At 68.6% G+C, this 17,294-nt stretch carries 11 protein-coding genes; 7 read left to right on the top strand and 4 right to left on the bottom strand.

Going from position 1 to position 17,294, the window contains the following annotated elements; translation table 11 throughout:
• Nucleotides 1-347: 347 nt before the first annotated feature.
• A complete protein-coding gene (locus E5671_RS04425; RefSeq protein WP_160509976.1) occupies nt 348-1,562 on the bottom strand; it encodes an amidohydrolase family protein in 1,215 nt (404 codons plus the stop codon).
• A gap of 103 nt (nt 1,563-1,665) precedes the next feature.
• On the opposite strand from E5671_RS04425, the gene E5671_RS04420 reads away from it, so the two are divergent.
• The 3 genes from E5671_RS04420 to nhaA all read left to right on the top strand — a co-directional run bounded on the left by E5671_RS04420 (nt 1,666) and on the right by nhaA (nt 5,367).
• Nucleotides 1,666-2,133, top strand: a complete 468-nt coding sequence (locus E5671_RS04420; protein ID WP_160502537.1) for a MarR family winged helix-turn-helix transcriptional regulator — start codon at nt 1,666-1,668, stop codon at nt 2,131-2,133.
• 263 nt (nt 2,134-2,396) lie between these two features.
• Nucleotides 2,397-3,809, top strand: coding sequence for an alanine:cation symporter family protein (locus tag E5671_RS04415; protein ID WP_160502536.1), 1,413 nt, complete (start codon nt 2,397-2,399; stop codon nt 3,807-3,809).
• Between the two features lie 259 nt (nt 3,810-4,068).
• Nucleotides 4,069-5,367, top strand: coding sequence for a Na+/H+ antiporter NhaA (nhaA, locus tag E5671_RS04410; protein ID WP_160502535.1), 1,299 nt, complete (start codon nt 4,069-4,071; stop codon nt 5,365-5,367).
• A gap of 87 nt (nt 5,368-5,454) precedes the next feature.
• Here the strand turns inward: nhaA and E5671_RS04405 are convergent, their stop codons facing one another.
• Complete coding sequence (locus E5671_RS04405) at nt 5,455-6,570, bottom strand: SPFH domain-containing protein (protein ID WP_160502534.1); 1,116 nt, start codon at nt 6,568-6,570, stop codon at nt 5,455-5,457.
• 29 nt (nt 6,571-6,599) lie between these two features.
• On the bottom strand, nt 6,600-7,037 hold the full coding sequence (locus E5671_RS04400; protein ID WP_160502533.1) for an NfeD family protein: 438 nt from the start codon (nt 7,035-7,037) through the stop codon (nt 6,600-6,602).
• 304 nt (nt 7,038-7,341) lie between these two features.
• Between E5671_RS04400 and E5671_RS04395 the strand changes: the two genes are divergently transcribed.
• From E5671_RS04395 to E5671_RS04380, 4 genes are all read left to right on the top strand, one after another.
• On the top strand, nt 7,342-7,974 hold the full coding sequence (locus tag E5671_RS04395) for a hypothetical protein (protein WP_160502532.1): 633 nt from the start codon (nt 7,342-7,344) through the stop codon (nt 7,972-7,974).
• A gap of 84 nt (nt 7,975-8,058) precedes the next feature.
• Nucleotides 8,059-10,068: an SPFH domain-containing protein gene (locus tag E5671_RS04390; protein WP_160502531.1), complete on the top strand. Its 2,010-nt coding sequence runs from the start codon at nt 8,059-8,061 to the stop codon at nt 10,066-10,068.
• 112 nt (nt 10,069-10,180) lie between these two features.
• Nucleotides 10,181-14,905, top strand: coding sequence for a DNA repair ATPase (locus tag E5671_RS04385; protein WP_160502530.1), 4,725 nt, complete (start codon nt 10,181-10,183; stop codon nt 14,903-14,905).
• 103 nt (nt 14,906-15,008) lie between these two features.
• Nucleotides 15,009-16,067, top strand: a complete 1,059-nt coding sequence (locus E5671_RS04380; protein WP_160502529.1) for a PucR family transcriptional regulator — start codon at nt 15,009-15,011, stop codon at nt 16,065-16,067.
• On the opposite strand, the gene E5671_RS04375 is transcribed toward E5671_RS04380, so the two are convergent.
• Nucleotides 16,024-17,241 carry a PP2C family protein-serine/threonine phosphatase gene (locus E5671_RS04375; RefSeq protein ID WP_160502528.1) on the bottom strand — a complete coding sequence of 406 codons (1,218 nt, stop codon included), beginning with the start codon at nt 17,239-17,241 and terminating at the stop codon, nt 16,024-16,026. The two genes, E5671_RS04380 and E5671_RS04375, sit on opposite strands and share 44 nt — an antisense overlap.
• Nucleotides 17,242-17,294: the final 53 nt, after the last annotated feature.

The following is a 17,294-nucleotide window of genomic DNA, read 5'->3' as shown; positions in this document are numbered from 1 at the left end:
TGTGACGACCGCGGCATGGGGCGGAGCGACTCGGTAGCGTTCATTGCCCACTCAACCCTGGCTTCACGGTCGCTCCAAGTGCTGAACCAGGCCACGGGCCCCTGGCCTTGGGGCGGCCCGCACGTCCACCCCGCGCGTGCATGACGTGTGTGGCGGTGGGTACCGGGCGCCTGCGGGCCGGGAGGATCATGACGCCTGGGGAGGTCGGAGGGCCTCCCGGCTCGACCACAGAGCCCCGCGCATGTCGGCGGCCAAGGTCGACAGCTCGTACCGGAAGACCGCGGCCCGGTACCTACCATGGCGGGATGGCTCTTGCGCCCAGGCCTCGACGAGCTGCAGTACTGCGGTCATGCCGCCAGGCGGGTGCCGCGGCGCCAGATGGCACGGGTGTTGAGGGTGTCGCTGATGTTGCTGGTCGGGTCGCCGTCGACCAGCAGAAGGTCGGTGCGGAGTCCCTCGGCGATGCGGCCCCGGTCGCTGAGGCGGAAGCGGCGGGCCGTGGTCGCTGTGGCCGCGCGCAGGGCCCGTGCGGGTGTCAGGCCGGCTGCCACCAGGTACTGCAGTTCGTGGTGCAGGCTCGCTCCGTGCGCCAGGCCCCCGAAGAACGTCTCGGGCATGGAGACGTCGGTACCGGCCAGCACGTCGACGCCGGCGGCGTCCAGAGCGCGCACGGTGTCGTACACGTCGTCGAGCTTGTCCTGCGGGTAGCGGTTGTAGCTGGAGCGCAGGGTCTGGTCCCACTTGCTGTCGAGGCGTGCGGCGACCCGGGGGTCGTCGGCGAGTTCGCTGCCGGTGTTCCCCATCATCGAGGCGTTGAGAGTGATGCAGGGAATGACGAACATGCCCGCGTCCTTGATGAGGGCGATGATTTCGGCGGTGTGCGGCTGGTCCATGAACACGTGGGTGACGCCGTCGACGCCGGCTTCGGCGGCCATTCTGGTGGCGTCCACCGTGAGCGCGTGGGCCACGGTGAGAGCGCCGTACTTCTTGGCTTCGGCCACACCGGCGGTCACGGTGGCCTGGTCGAGCGAGGGCAGCCCGGGGTGGCCCTCCACACTGCCGTCGTCGATCATGAACTTGATGAAGTCGGAGCCCCGGGCGAGGAGTTGGGGCACGAAGGCGGCCGCTTCCTCGGGAGTGGTGGAGAACGGCATCAGGGGCATCACCGGGGGCAGCTCCCACTTCGGCCGGAAGCCCTCGGGCATCAGCTCGCTCGGATGCCCACCGGGCGGAGTGATGGCGAAGCCGGAAGAGCGCACGTCAGCCAGGGTGTCGTCGTCGGTGATGGGCCCCCGGTTCTCCCGTGTGTTCATCCCCTGCATCTCCAGTTCGGTCGTCACCCCGAACCGTAGGGCGAGCGCCAGGGAACCGGGGGCGGAGTGAACATGGGCGTCGATGAGCCCCGGCAGCAGTGTGGCGCCGCTGCCGTCGACGATCTCGCTGCCCCGAGGAGCGTCGCCACCGACACGAGCGATCCTCCCGCCGTCGATGACCACGGTGTGCACGCCCACCGTCTTCTCTCCGTCGAAGATCTGCGCGTTGGTGATCGCGGTGAGCGCCATAGCAGTCCGCCTCATTTCCTCGCTCGTTCAAAATTTGCATACCTTATGCTATGTACTTAGCCAGTGGTATGCAAATGTCCGGACCAGGCCTAGACTCGGTCGCATGAGCGGCGCGTCTTTCTCCGAGCAGTCTTCCGACGACCTGGCGCTGGACCAGATCGGCCCGGCGCTGTCACGTCTGCGACGACGCGCACCGGCATCGAGCAAGGACCTCTCCCGCAACCTCGTACTCAATGTGATCGCCGATGCGCCGGGCGAGACGACCGTCGGTGGCCTCGCTGCCGAGATGGGCGTCGCCCAGCCGGTGGCCAGCCGGACCGTCGCCGCCTGCATCGAGGACGGGCTGCTGCGCCGGGCGGCGTCCCAGTCCGACGGACGCCGCACCGTGCTCGAACTCACCGAGCACGGCGAGGCCGAACGCAACCGCTTCGCCGCCGAACAGCGCAAAGCGTTCCAGGAGATCACCGCCGCCTGGTCGCCGGATGAGCGGATCCAGTTCGCACGGCTCTTGGCTCGATACGGAGCTGACGCCACCGCATGGTCCAGGAATCAGGCCACGAGCCGCGGCTGAACGAGCGGCGCCCGGACGTCGTATCAACGAGCTGCGCCCTCCTCGATGGACCGAGTCGCGGCGTGGTGGAGGTCCTTCATGTGGCATCGCCGGGGATAGGTGTCCGATGAACGGAACAGTCGGCAGTACGACCAGGTCGATCACGTTCCGAGTCCGCGGGACGTGCGCCCTGGGTTGCCAATCGGACAACGGCGTTTGCTCAAAGACCGCACATCTTTCCGGCGCAACCCCAGCGCCGGTCCTGCGCCATCGAGATAGCCACCGTGTCACTCGACTCCATCACCAATTCCGTCGACAAGGCCGTCAGCGGATTCTTCGAGCCCATAGCCACCTGGCTCGGGGAAGTCGTTTTCTACTCCGTCCCCGTCGCCGGTACGGAGCTGCCCCTCATTGTCGCCTGGCTCGTCATCGCAGGTCTGGTCTTCACCGCCTGGTTCGGCCTTGTGCAGATCAGGAAGTTCAGACTCGCCCTCGACGTGGTCCGTGGGAAGTACGACGAGAAGGGGGCGGCCGGTGAGGTCAACCACTTCCAGGCGTTGACGGCCGCCGTCTCCGGCACCGTCGGTCTTGGCAACATCGCCGGTGTGGCCGTGGCCGTCTCCATCGGTGGCGCCGGCGCCACCTTCTGGATGATCCTGTGCGGCCTGCTGGGCATGGCCACCAAGTTCGTCGAGGTCACCCTCGGTGTGAAGTACCGCGAGGTGCACGCCGACGGCACTGTCTCCGGCGGCCCGATGCACTATCTGCCCAAGGGCCTGGCCGACCGCTTCGGCACCAACGGCAAGAGGCTCGGCAAGGTTCTCGCGGTCCTCGCCTCGTTCATGATCCTGTTCTTCGGCCTCTTCGGCGGCAACCTCTTCCAGGTCAACCAGTCCTACGCTCAGCTCGTCTCCGTCACGGGCGGCGAGAACGGTCTGATGGGCTCGTCCGCCGGCGCGTTGTTCTTCGGCATCCTGGTCCACGTCACCGCTGTACCGGCCGCGATCGGCACCATCATCGAGGGCGCGTTCAACCCGCAGGGTGTCGCCGGCGGTGTCCTCGGCGCCCTGATCGTCGGCTTCAAGCGCGCCGCGTTCTCCAACGAGGCCGGCCTCGGCTCCGCCCCGATCGCCCACTCCGCGGTCAAGACCAAGCACCCCGCCAGCGAGGGCCTGGTCGCCCTGCTCGAGCCGTTCATCGACACCGTCGTCATCTGCACGATGACCGCGCTGACCATCGTCATCGCCAACCCGGCCAGCTGGGCGGCGGCCCGCAAGGATCCGGATTCCATCGGCGGCGTCACCATCACGTCGGACGCCTTCGCCACCGTCATGCCCTGGTTCCCGTACATCCTCACCGTCGCGGTGATGCTGTTCGCCATCTCCACCGTGCTCACGTGGGGCTACTACGGGCTCAAGGCGTGGACGTACCTCTTCGGCCGCAGCAAGGTCAGCGAGCTGACGTACAAGGTCGTCTACACCCTGTTCGCGATCGCCGGATCGCTCCTGACGCTCCAGACCCTGATCGACATGGCCGACGCGGTGCTCTTCATGCTCGCCGTCATCAACATCATCGGCCTGTATCTCCTCGCCCCCGTCGTCAAGCGCGAGCTGAACTCTTTCCTGGAGTTCGTCCGCGCTCGCAAAGCCGGCGACGAGGACGACGAAGACCAGGAGTCGGTGAAGACCACCGTCTGACCGCCCCCGCGGCCCGGCTCCTGGGCGGGCCCGCCCACACCTGACGCCTTGGTGTGGACGGGCCCGTTCGCCATGCCCGGACAACGCGTTTACGCAGGTGAGATGAGGTATGGCGGGGGACGCGGGGGCCGGTTAGTGTGTAAAGAACGCGTCAATGGTCCGCCTCGAGCGACCGTGTCCGGCGCGTGGTGTGCCGGGAAGTCTGGTCGGCGTCCTAGGGCCCCCATGCCCTCATGTCGATGCCCTGGAGGATTCCCCGATGGCTGCCGCGCCCCGTGAGCGTTCCCCCTTCCTCGGTCTCCTGCCGCTGCCGGAGCGCAACGCAGTAGTGCAGGCCCTGAGGACCGAGACGGTCGGTGGACTGGTGCTCCTGGCTGCCGCCGTCGTGGCGCTGGTGTGGGCGAACACCCCGTGGAGCGGGGTATACGAGCAGATACGCGACTTCCACTTCGGCATACCCGCCCTCGGCCTGGACCTGTCCGTGGAGCACTGGACTGCCGACGGACTGCTGGCCATCTTCTTCCTGGTCGCCGGCATCGAGCTCAAACGTGAGCTGGTCGTCGGTGAACTCCGCACTCCCGCCACCGCGGCACTGCCCGTCATCGCCGCTCTCTGCGGCATGATCGTGCCCGCAGCCGTCTACGTGGCCACGGCCACGGCCGGAGGGGGCAGCCCGGAGGGCTGGGCGGTGCCGATGGCCACCGACATCGCTTTCGCGCTGGCTGTCCTCGCTGTCCTGAGCACCCACCTGCCCGCCTCGCTCCGGGCGTTCCTGCTCACTCTCGCCGTCGTCGACGACCTCGGCGCGATCCTGATCATCGCGATCTTCTTCACCAGCGACCTGAACTTCGCCGCTCTCGGCGGAGCCTTCGCCGGACTGGCCGTCATCTACGCCCTGCAGCGCTTCCGTGTACGCGGCTGGTGGTGGTACGTCCCACTCGGTGTCGTCACGTGGGCGTTGATGTACAACAGCGGTATCCACGCGACCGTCGCGGGTGTCGCCATCGGCTTGATCCTGCGTACGACCCGCGACAGGGGCGAGAGCTCTACCCCCGCCGAACGGACCTCCCACTTGCTCCATCCCGTCTCTGCGGGCGTTGTGGTCCCGCTGTTCGCGCTGTTCGCGGCCGGTGTCGGCGTCTCGGGCGCGGCCCTGGGAGAAGTGTTCACCCGGCCGGAGCCGCTGGGCGTGGTCCTGGGCCTCGTCATCGGCAAGACCGTCGGCATCTTCGCGGGCACCTACCTCGCGGCCCGCTTCACCCGAGCCAAGCTGAACCCGGAGCTCGCCTGGGCGGACGTCTTCGCACTCGCGGTGCTGGCCGGAATCGGGTTCACTGTCGCCCTGCTCATCGGTGAACTGGCCTTCGCCGACCCGGCCGCCGCCGAGCACATCAAGGCCGCGGTTCTGATCGGCTCCCTCATGGCCGCCGGCCTGGCGGCTCTCCTCATCAAGCGGCGCAACGGCGTCTACCGGCGCCTGTATGACGAGGAGACCCGCGACGACGATCACGACGGCATCCCCGACATCTACCAGCGGGCCGATAGTGCCGAGCGCTGACGGGGAGCCTTCGTGAACACCTCCGTGCGGCCCGTGGTGATCATCGCCGCCGCCTGGTCCTCAGAACGGCCTCGAACGGAGGCTGCCTCAATCGCCGGACGTCTGTTCCCGGCGCGGCACCGTGGGCGTCCTCGCGGCCTCGGCCTCGGCCTTGGCGTCGTTCACCGCGGCGGCGGCCTGCTTGGTGGCCTCGTCAACAGCCGCCGCGGCGTCGAGTGAAAGCGTCGATTCCGCCTTGAGTCCCGGAGCCCCGCCTCGGTCCGACGTTTGATCCGGGCCCGCAGTGGCTGCTTCTTCGGGCTGCGCAGGGGCAGGGGTGGGCCCACCCGCCGCAGAGTGATCACCGAACGCGGTGGTGACCGTGCGAACCGCTTCGGTCAGCTCTCCCGGGATGACCCAGAACGTGTTGTTGTCGCTCTTCGCCAAGTGCGGGAGCGTCTCGAGGTACTTGTAGGCCAGGATCTTCGGGTCGGCGTTGTTGCGGTGGACGGCCTGGAAGACGCGCTCCACCGCCTTTGCCTCGCCGTCTGCCCGCAAGATCATGGCTTGTTGCGTGCCCTGTGCTTCGAGGATGTCCTTCTGCTTCGTGCCTTCTGCGGTGAGGATCTTGGCTTGCCGTTCCCCCTCGGCGTGCAGGATGGCCGCGCGCTTGTCCCGCTCGGCCCGCATCTGCTTCTCCATAGCCTCTTTGATGGTGTGGGGTGGATCGATGGCCTTGATCTCGACGCGGTTGACCCTGATGCCCCACTTGCCGGTGGCTTCATCGAGGACGGTACGGAGCTGGGCGTTGATCCGCTCACGTGAGGTGAGCGTGCCCTCCAAGTCCATGCTGCCGATGACGTTCCGCAGTGTGGTCACGGTGAGCTGATCGATCGCCTGCAGGTAATCAGCAACCTCGTAGGCCGCGGACCGTGGGTCAGTGACTTGGTAGTAGAGCACGGTGTCGATGTTCACCACGAGGTTGTCCTCGGTGATCACCGGCTTGGGGTCGGACGAGTAGACCTGCTCGCGCACGTCGAGCTTGGTGTTGATGCGGTCCGCCACCGGCATGACGAAATTCAGGCCGGGTTGCAGCGTCCGGCGATATCGGCCAAACCGCTCGATGTTGTAGCGGCGCGCCTGGGGGACGATCCGCACGGTGGAGGCCACTAGGAAGACGACAACAATCGCCGCCACGAGAAGCACGATGGCAACCGGATCCACACTTCCTCCATTGCTATAGGTTCAGCCGTTCATGGAAGGAGTTCGCGGGGGTAGACGATTGCGGTGGCGCCTTCGATCTCCATCACGTCCACCAACTTGCCCACCGGGATCACATGGCTTTCGTCGAGGGCGCGGGCGGACCATTGTTCGCCGGACAATTTGATCAGTCCGCAGGTCGCCGTGACCTCCTGCATGACCTCGGCCCGCTTGCCGATCAGCGCGTCGCTGCCCTCGCGTGTGAGGGGTGGCTGTTTCATGTGCCGCAGTGCGATGGGACGGATGACGACCAGGCCCGCTGCCCCTGTCGCCGCGAGCGCCACGAGCTGGCCGAGAATGCCGACGCCGACACCAGCGACTACGGCGGCGACAAGCGCGGCACCCGCCAGCAACCCGAAGACGAGAGTCAGCGTGAAGAACTCCACGGCCCCAAGCGCCGCGGCGGTGAGCAGCCATACGAACCACGGCATCGGATCGGCCTCCCTCAGGGGGACTCTTCTTCCAAGCTACCTGGCGGAACGCCTGACAGAACAGAACTATCCCGCCCGATTACACGGAACGCTTCCCGCCGCACGAACTGCAGAGCTAGCGACAGCTGAGCTGTCGACCGCCCGGCATTAAGAGCGCGTAAAGATTGCCTGAACACGGCAATGAACTGCGAGGGGCCAGCAGGTGAGTATGGGGCTGGCAGGGACGGGGGCCTGGCCCCGATGCCGGATTACGGAAATGTAATCCGGGCCGGGGTCGGAGCTGCGGAAGCTTGAAGGGGAACGGATGCCGGAGTTTCCAGAGGCAGCCACAGGTTTTCCGGCCATCATCTTCAGCTCCGCCCTGGTCGTCGTCCTCGGCTTCTGGCTTCTGGTCATGCTCGGCGGGACCGAAGCGGACAGCTTCGACTCGGACGTGGACCTCGACGTGGCGGGGCTGGGCGGCGTGCCGGTCACCGTGGCGGCCTCGATGGCGGTCGTGGTGGCGTGGTTCAGCACCCTTGCCGGGTCCGTGCTCATCAGCAGGGCCGGTCTGACCGGGCTCGCCCACGCGGCGGCCGGCCTCGTGCTGCTCCTCGTCTCCGTACCGGTGGCCTGGGGGGCCGCACGCGCTCTCGTACGCCCCTTGGCGAAGCTCTTCCCCGATGAACCCGGGCCGTCCCGGCAGGACTTCATCGGGTCGCTCTGCACCATCCGCACGGGGCGGGTGGACGCGGGCTTCGGCCAGGCGGAGGTCGCTGCCAGGGACGGCGCCGTCGCCCTCGTGCAGGTCAGGCAGAACCCGCAGGCCCGTGAGGGCGCGCTGACCGCCGGCAACAGTGCGCTGCTGTACGCGTACGACGATGCCGGCGAGTTCTTCTGGGTCGCGCCCTACGCGGCGTCGTTGGACCCCGGCCACCCGCGCGCCGACCACGGCTGATCGCCCGGCCTGAACGCGTCTGCCGCCCCGCTCGCTCCACTCGCTCACTGGGCATCGACGCCCAGGAACCTTGAGGACTTCACCATGGATGCCATCACTCTGGGCATTGGCGTGTCCGTCGCCGCTGTCCTGCTCATCGTCATCGTCCTGTTGCTCACGGTCACCCGCTTGTTCCGCAAGGTGGAGCAGGGCAAGGCGCTGATCGTCTCCAAGATGCGGAAGGTCGATGTGACCTTCACCGGGCAGGTCGTCCTGCCTGTGCTGCACAAGGCCGAGGTCATGGACATCTCGGTGAAGACCATCGACATCATGCGCACCGGCCGTGACGGCCTGATCTGCCGGGACAACATCCGTGCCGACATCCGCATCTCGTTCTTCGTGCGGGTCAACAAGACCGTCGAGGACGTCATCCGCGTCGCGCAGGCGATCGGCACGGCGCGAGCGAGCGACCAGAACACACTGCAGGAGCTGTTCAACGCGAAGTTCTCCGAGGCGCTCAAGACGGTCGGCAAGCAGATGGACTTCGCGGACCTCTACACCAAGCGTGACGAGCTTCGCGACCGCATCATCCAGGTCATCGGCACCGATCTGAACGGCTACAGCCTGGAGGACGCGGCGATCGACTACCTGGAGCAGACGCCGCTGAACCAGCTGGATCCGTCCAACATCCTGGACGCGCAGGGCATCCGGAAGATCACCGAGCTGACGGCCGTGGAGCACGTGCGCACCAATGAGTTCACGCGGCACGAGGAGAAGGAGATCACCCGGCAGAACGTCGACGCCCGCGAGGCCATCCTCGAGCTGGAGCGGCGGCAGGCGGACGCCGAGATCAAGCAGAAGCGTGAGGTCGACACCGTGCGGGCTCGTGAGGAGGCCGAGACGGCGCGAGTGGTGGAAGAGGAGCGTCTGCGCTCGCAAGGCGCGTTCCTCCTCACCGAGGAGAAGCTCGGCGTGCAGCGGGAGAACCAGGCCCGTGAGGTCGCCGTCGCGCAGAAGAACCGCGAGCGGGTCATCGCCATCGAGAACGAGCGCATCGAGAAGGACCGCCTGCTCGAAGTCATCGCCCGGGAACGCGAGACGGAGCTGACCCGTATCGCCGCCGAGAAGGAGGTCGAGGCGGAGAAGCGCGAGATCGCCGAGGTGGTCCGCGAGCGGGTGGCCGTGGACCGCACGGTCGCCGAGCAGGAGGAATCCATCAAGAAGCTGCGTGCCGTGGAGGAGGCGGAGCGCGGGCGGCAGGCCGTGATCATTGCCGCCGAGGCGGAGGCGCAGGAAGGCCTGGTCAAGAGCATCAAGGCGGCGGAGGCCGCCGAGCAGGCCGCGACCCACCGTGCGGCCGAGGAGATCACCTTGGCCGAGGCCCGGCTGAAGGCTTCCGATCTGGACGCGCAGGCCAAGCTGCGGATCGCCGAAGGCGTACAGGCCGAGTGCGCCGCGGAGGGACTCGCGGCCGTGCAGGTCCGCGAGAAGGAGGGCCGGGCGGAGGCCGAGGCGACCGAGGCCCGGATGCGCGCGGAGGCCGAGGGCGTGGAGGCCAAGCTGAAGGCCGAGGCCGCGGGGCTGACCGAGAAGGCCGCGGCGATGGCGGCCCTCGACGAGGCGTCCCGCACCCACGAGGAGTACCGGCTCCGCCTGGAGGCGGAGAAGGACATCCGCCTGGCGGGCATCGAGGTGCAGCGGCAGGTCGCAGAAGCGCAGGCGACGGTCCTGGCCACCGGCCTGGAGAACGCCGACATCAGCATCGTCGGCGGCGAGTCGGTCTTCTTCGACCGCCTGATGTCTTCGATCTCGCTCGGCAAGAGCGTCGACGGATTCATGCAGAACTCCGAGACGGCCCAGGCCTTGGCCGGACCGTGGCTGGACGGCACCGCGAGTTTCACGGACGACCTGTCCCGGCTGCTCGGCTCCGTGTCCACGTCCGGCGTACAGAACCTCACTGTCTCCGCACTCCTGATGAAGCTCATGAAGGGCGGTGGCGCACAGGCCGGGCAGCTGCGCGAACTGCTGGACAAGGCAGCCCAGCTGGGCCTTGCCGACATGCCGATCGCTGAACTGAACGGCTACCTGGGGCTGAACGGCTCTGCCAAGAGCTGACAGAGACCGGCCGGGACCGCTCCACGGGGGTGAGCGGCCCCGGCCTCCTCCCTCCGTCCCGCACGTGCCGGACGGCGCCGCACGCACAAACACACAGGAAGGGAAGCCGGACATGGAGAGCGGGACCGGTCTGGACGCGGGAACGTACGAGGTGCTGCGCGACCGTCTGGCGGCGCAGGCCCGGCAGCTAGCCGATCGCGCCACCGCCCTCAACGACCGGCGCGTGGCCGCCTTCGGCTCCACCGAGCTCACGCTCACCGGCACCGAAAGCTTCCGCACCGAGCAGCCGTGTGTACCGCGCGACGTCATCGCCGTCGGCGACACCCTGCTCCTCGGCTACCACGTCCACGCCGGCCAGACGTCGGAGACTGCCGTCGGTGACGTCCTCGCGCTGCACGACCGTGACCTGAACCGCCTGCCCGACGACGCCGTACCCGGACTTCTGGACGACCCGGACTTCGTCCGCGAATTCGCCGCGCTCTTCCGCTACTACCGCGACGCAAGGCTCCTCCAGCTCCGGCATGTAGACGGCAAGATCCTCGCTGTCTTCAGGACCGGCGAGAAGACCGAGGACATACGGGTCCTTCGCTGGGCGCTCGCCGCCGGCGGGCGGGTCGAGTTCCTGGACGCGCGCGGCGAGCGCGACCACGCCTTCCCGCCCTCGCACGACTTCACCTGGACCGAGGCGACCCGCGAGGACCACGTCCTGGGCCGTCACCCGCACATCTCCATCGGCGGCGAGATCTTCGTCGGGACGGTCGGCGGCACCCTGACCGTCAAGGTCGAGAACGACACCGGGACAGGGGAGGGGGTCTACGAGGAGCCGGTTGAGGAACCGCTGCAGTCCCTCGCCGACGCGGACGTGGCCCACGCGCGCGCGGGCACGCTCATCCTGCTGCGTGTGCGTCCCTACAAGGAGGGTGCCTGGCGCCACCTCGTCTTCAACACCCTCACCCGGCACGTCATACGGCTGGACGGCATCGGGCAGGCATGCCGCCGCCTGCCCGATGACCAGGGCATCGTGTTCCCCGGGGGCTACTACCTGGCCACGGGGACGTACAAAACCTTCGACGCCCTGGACAGCGAAGGCCTGGAGTTCGAGCGCGCGGTGCGCTCGCCCAACGGTGAGGACGTCCTCTTCGCTTTCCACGCGCGCGTGCAGGGGCGCACGGTGCTCTTGCCGTACAACATGATCCGCAAGGAAATCGCCACGCCGCTGTCCTGCCACGGGTACGCGCTCCTCGACGACGGCCTGCTGGCCGTGCTGCGTGCCGACTCCACAGAGCCGGCACGCGTCCACTCGCTGCGGCTGTGGCAGTCCCCGTACGTCTCGGACACCTATGCCGCCGCCCGCCCGGCGGGGGAGGGCCCGCTGGCGCGCATCGGCAACGCGGACCTCGTACGGGGCGTCTCCGACTGCCTCTCCATCGCTCGGTCCGTCACCGAGACCACACCCACCTCCGAGGTGTACGAGGCGCTCGCCGCGGCCTGCGTACGGGCCGCCGACTCCTACCACTGGCTCGGCGACGCCGAGACGGGGGACCTGGGGGAGCCGCTGAACGCCGTGCGCGAGACAGCCGAGCAGGTGGTCGCGGAGTTCGCAACCGTGCTGGCCCTGACCCGGCAGGCCACGGACGCGCTCGCCGACTCGGCCGCACGCAGCGCCGCGCTCGTTCGCCGCATTCGCGGGGAGGCCCCGCGCGACGCGCCAGAATGGGTGGAGCGGATCACGGAACTACGGCGCGCCCAGGGGCATTTGCTGACCTTGAAGAACATGCGGTATGCCGACGGGGAGCGCATCGACTCGCTGGCCGGCGACCTGGCAGCCGACATCGCATCGGCAGGGCAGCGCGCCGTCGTCTTCCTGGAGCGCCCGGACGCCTTCGCCGTCCACCACGTCGACATCGAGCAACTGACCGCAGACGCCGACGCACTCACCACGGTCGCCGAGGCGGCCCCCCTCGCGCACCGGCTGCAGGAGCTCGCCGAGCAGCTCCAGAGCGTCACCGAGGTCGTCGCCGGCCTCGACATCGGCGACGCCACCGTCCGCACCGGCATCCTGGAGCGCGTCGCGGCCGTCCTCGCGGGCGTCAACCGGGCCCGTGCCACGCTGGACGCCCGGCGCCGCGAACTGACCGCGCACGAGGGACGGGCCGAGTTCGCCGCCGAGTTCTCCCTGCTCGGCCAGGCCGTCACCGGCGCCCTCGCCGCTGCCACGACTCCCGAGGCCTGTGACGACCAGCTCGCACGCCTCCTCCTCCAACTGGAGAACCTGGAGGGGCGGTTCGCCGACTCGGACGAGTTCCTCGCCGACCTCGACGCCAAGCGCACCCAGGTGTACGACGCGTTCGCCTCCCGCAAACAGACGCTCGCCGACACCCGCGCCCGGCACGCCGAACGCCTCGCCTCCTCCGCCACACGTGTCCTGGAGACGGTCGCGCGCCGCCTGGCCGCACTCGACTCCACCGACGAGATCAACACGTACTTCGCCTCCGACCCGATGATCGGCAAGGTCCGCCGCACCATCGACGAACTACGCGACCTCGATGACCAGGTACGGGCCGAGGAACTGGAAGGGCGTCTGAAGGCCGCCCGCCAAGAGGCAGCGCGCTCCCTGCGCGACCGCACCGAGCTGTACGCGGACGGCGGCGACACCATCCGCCTGGGCCGCCACCGCTTCGCGGTCAACACCCAGCCCCTCGACCTCACGCTCGTCCCGGCCGCGGACGGCGACGGCATGGCCTTCGCGCTCACCGGCACCGACTACCGCTCGCCGGTCACCGACCCGTCCTTCACCGACCTGCGCGCCTACTGGGACCAGGTCCTGCCGTCGGAGAATGCCGAGGTCTACCGCGCCGAACACCTCGCCGCCCGGCTCCTGGCCGAGCACGGCCCCGAGGCGCTCCTGGACTCCGATGACCTGCCGGGGCTCGTACGCGCGGCGGCGGAAGCCTCGTACGACGAAGGGTACGAGCGCGGTGTCCACGACCACGACGCGAACCTCGTCCTCGGTGCCCTGCTGCGTCTCCACGACGGTGCGGGCCTCCTGCGGCACGCACCCGAGGCGCGTGCGGCGGCCCAACTGTTCTGGGCGCACGGAACGGAGCCGGGGGAGCGTGACCTCTGGCAGCGGCGCGCGGTGTCGCTGGCCCGGGCCCGTGACACCTTCGGCCTCGCGCCCGCCATCGACGACCTGTGCGCGGAACTCGCCGAGCGAGTCGGCGGGCCGGCCGCCGCATACCTCTTCGAGGAACTCACCACCGCCCCAGCCGGGTTCGTCACCACGACGTACACCCGCACCTTCCTGGACAAATTCCGCCGTGCCGTGGACAGCGCGGCGTACGAGGACGACCTGGCGGGCATCTCCGGCCTCGGCGCACGGCGGCAGCTGGTCGAAGCGTGGCTGTCCTCCTACGCGACCGCCACCGGCGAGGGCGCCGACGACCTCGCCGAGGCGGTCGCCGTCGAACTCTGCCCCGGCCTGCAGCGCTACGATCGCGAGGCCCCACTCGCCGAAACCGTCGACGGACTCCTCGGCACCCACCCGCGCATCGAAGGGCGCCGCCTCACCGTCCGCATCGACGAACTCCTCGCCCGCACACGCGACTTCCGTGCTGAAACCCTCCCCGGCTTCCGCGCCTACCAGGCCAGGCGCACCGAGCTCGTCGCGGCCGAACGAACCCGCCTGCGGCTGGACGAGTACCGGCCCAAAGTCATGTCCGCCTTCGTCCGCAACCGCCTCATCGACGAGGTGTACCTGCCGCTCATCGGCGACAGCCTCGACAAGCAGCTCGGCACGGCGGGCGGCCTGCTGCTGCTCATCTCCCCGCCCGGTTACGGCAAGACGACCCTCATGGAATACGTCGCCGACCGCCTCGGCATGGTCCTGGTGAAGGTCAACGGTCCGGCGCTCGGCCACAGCGTCACCTCGCTCGACCCCGCCGAGGCCCCGAACGCCACGGCCCGCCAGGAGATCGAGAAGGTCAACTTCGCGCTGGAGGCGGGCAACAACGTCCTCCTCTACCTGGACGACATCCAGCACACCTCGCCCGAACTCCTGCAGAAGTTCATCTCCTTGTGCGATGCCCAGCGCCGCATGGAAGGCGTCTGGAACGGCACTTCACGCACGTACGACCTGCGCGGCAAACGCTTCGCGGTCTGCATGGCGGGCAACCCCTACACCGAGTCCGGCGCCCGGTTCCGCATCCCCGACATGCTCGCCAACCGCGCCGACATCTGGAACCTCGGCGACGTCCTCACGGGCAAGGAGGACACCTTCGCCGTCAGCTTCGTCGAGAACGCCCTCACAGCGAACCCGGTCCTCGCCCCGCTCGCCGGGCGTGACCGCGCCGACCTTGACCTCCTGATCCGCCTCGCGGAGAACGACCCCACCGCACGCGCCGACGGTCTCACGCACCCATACGCCCCCGCCGAAGTGGAACGTGTCGTCGCCGTGCTCAGGCACCTGCTCACGGCACGCGCGTCGGTCCTCGCGGTCAATGCCGCCTACATCGCATCCGCGGGCCAGTCCGAGGACACCCGCACCGAACCGCCCTTCCGGCTCCAGGGCTCCTACCGCAACATGAACAAGATCGCCGCCCGCATCGACCCCGTCATGAACGACGCCGAACTCGCTGCCGTGATCGACGACCACTACACGGGCGAGGCACAGACCCTCACCACCGGTGCCGAGGCCAACCTGCTCAAGCTGGCCGAGCTGCGGGGCACGCTCACCCCGGAGCAGGCCAACCGGTGGGCCGAGATCAAGGCCGCCAGAGCCACCGACCCGCGCCACGCACTCGCCAACCCGAAGGCCCGGCACGCCAATCGCCCCTGAGGGGTGCTTTCTCACCGTCATGTTGTACAAGTCCCCGCTCGCACGCCCCGCTGGTGCTGCGCTAGAAAGGCGTCAGCAAAGCATCAAGACATCGGGGGCGATCATGACTGACCACGACGTGCCGGCCACGTATCTGGACGGCTACGCGCGCCTGCTCGCCGATGCATCCGCCACCGGCCGTCGCTTGACCCGCGATGAACTTGACTCCCGGCGTTCTCTGGGTGAGCAGGCAGCGGAGGCGGGCCTTGGGATGCGAGCCCTGGTGGCCTCCCACCTGGCCGAGGCCCGGACACACTGGCCCACTGGCACCGCCACGCCGGACAGTGTCATGGCGCTGGTCGCTCAGGCACTGGACGCGTTCGCCGAGGGGTACGAGCGGGCCCAGCGGGCCGCCGTACGCCAGGAGGAGGCAGCTCGCCGTGAGTTCATCGACGACCTGCTGTACGGCCGCAGCGACATGGGCAAGCTCGCCGAACGCGCCGAACGTTACGGGCTCCGACTTTCCTACGCCCATGCCGTGGCAGTCGCCCGGGGCGCGGCCGCGTACGAGGAGGGTGACCCGATTCCGCGCAGCGTGGAACGCGCCTTGGTCAGCCGTTTCGGCGACCGCCACATCCTGCTCACCACCAAGGACGGCCGCCTTGTCTGCGTTGCTCCTGCCGACCAGGACGAAGTGCTCGCCTTCTTCGCCAAGCACGCCTACGCAGCCACTGCGGGCGGCCAGGTAGCCATCGGTCGCCCCCAACCAGGCCCCGGTGGTGTCGTCCAGTCCTACGAGGAAGCCCTCAACGCACTGGAACTCGCCGAACGGCTAAGCCTCAGTGACCCGGTCCTGCGTGCTGCCGACTTGCTCGTCTATCCGGTTCTCACCCGTGACCGGCAAGCCATGGCTGACCTGGTCGTCAACACCCTGGGGCCACTTCAGCGAGCTCGCGGCGGCGCCAAGCCCCTCATCGACACCCTCGCCGCCTACTTCGACTCCGGCTGCGTCAGCGCCGAGGCCGCCCGCCGACTCGCGCTGAGCGTACGCGCCTTCACCTACCGCCTGGACCGCATCCACAAGCTCACCGGAGCCGACCCCGCCGACCCCGTCCACCGCTACACCTTGCAGACCGCGATCATTGGCGCACGTCTCCTGGATTGGCCCGATCAGCAGATGTGACCAACTCTCCACGATCGACGTCGGAGGGAGCTTCGGTGTGGTGGTTCGAGGCAGGAGGGGTGTGGAGCGCGGTCGTGATGTGGCGGAACTCGCGCTTCTCCGCCTGGAGCAGGAGCAGCAGTGCCTCGTCTCGGAGAATGCTGAGGTCGCCGCCCGCGTGCTGTTTCAGGTCGTCCACGAGAGCGTCCAACAGCGCGGCGGGCGGGCGCCCTTCATGAGCGCGGGCACGGTCGTGGAGAGGAAACGGTTGGCCTTGCGCGTTGTGCGCGCCTGCGATTCCGTCGGTGTGCAGGAGAAGGCGCTTTGCCGCGCTCACCGTGAAGGACGTGGTGTAGACGGCGCAGCCGTCTGGGACGAGATGGAACAGTCCGAGCGGCGGTAGCGGCGTGAGTACGTTCAGCTCACGTACGTCGCTGTAGTCGGAAAGCAGGAGCGGCGGTGTGTGCCCGCAGCAGACGAGTTCCCCTCGCCCCTCGTGCAAGGTGATGAGGAGGGCCTTGCCGAACCTGTCGGTGCCCCGGGCCAAGTCCGCGTCGAGGCGGCGTGCCATCTCCGCGAGGCTCGGTTCCGTCGTGGCCAGTTGCCGCCATCGCTCAAGGAGTTGCTCGCCCGCAATCCGGGTGGCGTCATCCTTGCCCATCAGGTCGGCGACGAGGATGCGGGTGCCGTAGGGGCTCTCGCGAGCGTCACACAGATCGGCCACGAGGGTCGTCCGGTTCGCCTGGGGCACGCTCCGCAGGGCCAGTCGGTAGTCGCCGATCTGGTACGTCTGCGCAGTCGGCGTAGGGGGTCGCTCCAGGGCGGGCAGTGGTGGGGGAGAGGCGGCCGGGAAGGGCGTGGTGGGGTGCAGGCGGGCCTGGAGGCGATGGCTGATCAGGGTCAGTAGAGCGATGTTCAGAAACGTTGCCAGCAGGACGAAGGGACGGTCGCGCCAGTCGACCGCAGCGCTCACCACGGCACCGGTCAGAGCGAGGCCCCCGACGAGGAGAGGCCGACAGGTGGGACGGTTGGCGGGCACGGCCAAGCTCAGTGCGGGGACGGCCGTGAGTGCGACCACGATGCCAGGATGGTGCTCGTGGAAGGCCAGGTCCAGCGAGACGAGCAGGGCGGTGATCAGAGCCAGGAGCAGGCCGGCGGCCGAGGGCGAACGCGCAAGCCTGTGCTGGGCGTTCATCACCGGTGACACCTCCTCCTGTCTGTCTGTGGCGGCCACGTTACGACGTGCCG

It is taken from the genome of Streptomyces sp. BA2, from assembly GCF_009769735.1.
In the GTDB taxonomy this organism is placed as follows: Bacteria; Actinomycetota; Actinomycetes; order Streptomycetales; family Streptomycetaceae; genus Streptomyces.
The sequence above is the reverse complement of the archived record's forward strand: the minus strand, read 5'-3'. Positions and strand labels throughout refer to the sequence as shown.

Excerpts from the sequence above, each read along its gene's own strand:
- E5671_RS04425 (WP_160509976.1), bottom strand. The coding sequence starts at position 1,562 with ATGGCGCTCACCGCGATCACCAACGCGCAGATCTTCGACGGAGAGAAG.
- E5671_RS04420 (WP_160502537.1), top strand. The coding sequence starts at position 1,666 with ATGAGCGGCGCGTCTTTCTCCGAGCAGTCTTCCGACGACCTGGCGCTG.
- nhaA (WP_160502535.1), top strand. The coding sequence starts at position 4,069 with ATGGCTGCCGCGCCCCGTGAGCGTTCCCCCTTCCTCGGTCTCCTGCCG.
- E5671_RS04400 (WP_160502533.1), bottom strand. The coding sequence starts at position 7,037 with ATGCCGTGGTTCGTATGGCTGCTCACCGCCGCGGCGCTTGGGGCCGTG.
- E5671_RS04395 (WP_160502532.1), top strand. The coding sequence starts at position 7,342 with ATGCCGGAGTTTCCAGAGGCAGCCACAGGTTTTCCGGCCATCATCTTC.
- E5671_RS04390 (WP_160502531.1), top strand. The coding sequence starts at position 8,059 with ATGGATGCCATCACTCTGGGCATTGGCGTGTCCGTCGCCGCTGTCCTG.
- E5671_RS04385 (WP_160502530.1), top strand. The coding sequence starts at position 10,181 with ATGGAGAGCGGGACCGGTCTGGACGCGGGAACGTACGAGGTGCTGCGC.
- E5671_RS04380 (WP_160502529.1), top strand. The coding sequence starts at position 15,009 with ATGACTGACCACGACGTGCCGGCCACGTATCTGGACGGCTACGCGCGC.
- E5671_RS04375 (WP_160502528.1), bottom strand. The coding sequence starts at position 17,241 with ATGAACGCCCAGCACAGGCTTGCGCGTTCGCCCTCGGCCGCCGGCCTG.